Raw genomic sequence first — 1,558 nt, 5'->3', positions numbered from 1 at the left:
GTCCATGTCAGCGCGCAGCGCCACCCGCGGCCCGTCCTCCGGGCCGAAGTCACACGTCAGGCCGGTTCCGCCCGGCAGCACCTTGGGGTTCAGGCCGACATCGGCCAGCAGCGACGCGGCGAACTGGGTGGTGGCGAACTCCTGGCGACCGAGTTCGGGATGGGCGTGGATGTGGCGCCGCCAGCCGACCAACTGGTCGTAGTTGGCCGACAGCCAGCGCGCGGCGGCGTGGGGCAACATGCTCATGACGCGCGCCTGCGCTGATGTTCGAGCACCCGGTCACGTTGCACCGGGTCAGCGGCGAGCGCAACCACCGTGCGGGCCAGCATGATCGAGCCCTCGACGACCGCGGTGTCCGCACTGGTCGACACGGCCGCGGCGGCGAACGCCGGCTGATGGATCGACGCACCGCCGGCGTCGATGCCGACGATCGGATGGATTCCCGGCATCACCTGCGTCACGTTGCCCATGTCCGTGCTACCCAGCGGCAGCGATGCCTCGACCTCCTCGGCGACCGGAGTGCGGCCTAGGCGCACCATCTCGGCCCGCAGCGTCGAGGACAGCCACGGATCGGGAAGCAACTCGGCGTACGCCGGTGCGGTCTCGGTGACGGCGTGCTCGCAGCCGGTCGCCACCGCGCCCGCGGCGAAACAGCCGGCGATCCGAGACTCCAACTCGCGCAACGATTCCGAGTTATTGGCCCGCATCGTGTAGCGGAGTTCGGTGTGTGCCGGGATCACGTTGGCCGCCTGACCGCCGTCGGAGACGATGCCGTGCACCATCTGCCCGGGCGCCAACTGCTGACGCAACAGGCCGACAGCCACCTGCGCGACCGTCACCGCGTCGGCGGCGTTGATCCCCAGATACGGCGCGACCGCCGCATGCGACTCCCGACCGGTGTAGCGGATCGTCGCCTCCGAGAGCGCCAGGGAGCGAGCCGCGGCGATGTTGATCGGACCGGGATGCAGCATCACCGTCGCGGCGATGTCGTCGAACACGCCGGCCTCGAGCATCAGCACCTTGCCCCCGCCGGCCTCCTCGGCGGGCGTGCCGAGCAGCACCACCGTCAGCCCGAGGTCGTCGGCGACGTCGGCGAGCGCCAACGCGGTGCCGACCGCGGCCGCGGCGATGATGTTGTGCCCGCACGCGTGACCGATGTCGGGCAGGGCGTCGTACTCGGCGCAGATGCCGATGACCAGCGGGCCGCTGCCGAACTCGGCACGAAACGCCGTGTCCAGCCCCGCCGTCCCGGTGGTGATGTGAAAGCCCCGCTCGGCGACCAGCGCCTGGGTCTTGGCGCAGCTGCGGTGCTCGGCAAACGCGAGTTCAGGTTCGGCGTGGATCGCGTGGGAAAGCTCCACGAGGTCGCCGCGGCGTGCGGTCACCACGTCTTCGACGCAGGAGGACGCGGCCGTGAGCATTAAGGCAGTATCTCACTGCTCGTCGGAACGGCTGATCGGCCTTAAGCTGCCGGGCGTGGAGCAACCGTTGGAGCAGGCCCGGCTGGCCGCCGCCGCGCTGGCCGAGCGCACCGGCGTCGATGCGCACGACATCGCGG

Annotated in this window: 1 protein-coding gene and 1 pseudogene; both read right to left on the bottom strand. The window is 70.7% G+C overall.

Annotation, left to right across the window (positions count from 1 at the left end):
• A pseudogene (locus WA965_RS01675) lies at window positions 1–246 on the bottom strand (amidohydrolase); the annotation flags it as partial.
• The gene (locus WA965_RS01670; RefSeq protein WP_526294415.1) at window positions 243–1,421 is read right to left on the bottom strand and encodes a M20 family metallopeptidase; all 1,179 of its coding nucleotides are present in this window, start codon (window positions 1,419–1,421) and stop codon (window positions 243–245) included. The pseudogene WA965_RS01675 and the gene WA965_RS01670, both read right to left, overlap by 4 nt.
• Window positions 1,422–1,558 lie beyond the last annotated feature (137 nt).

This window comes from Mycobacterium sp., from assembly GCF_049683935.1.
Lineage (GTDB): Bacteria > Actinomycetota > Actinomycetes > Mycobacteriales > Mycobacteriaceae > Mycobacterium.
Note: the sequence above shows the minus strand (reverse complement) of the source record. Positions and strands in the feature narration are given on the sequence as shown.

Coding starts and splice junctions, on each gene's coding strand:
- WA965_RS01670 (WP_526294415.1), bottom strand. CDS start 1,421: ATGCTCACGGCCGCGTCCTCCTGCGTCGAAGACGTGGTGACCGCACGC.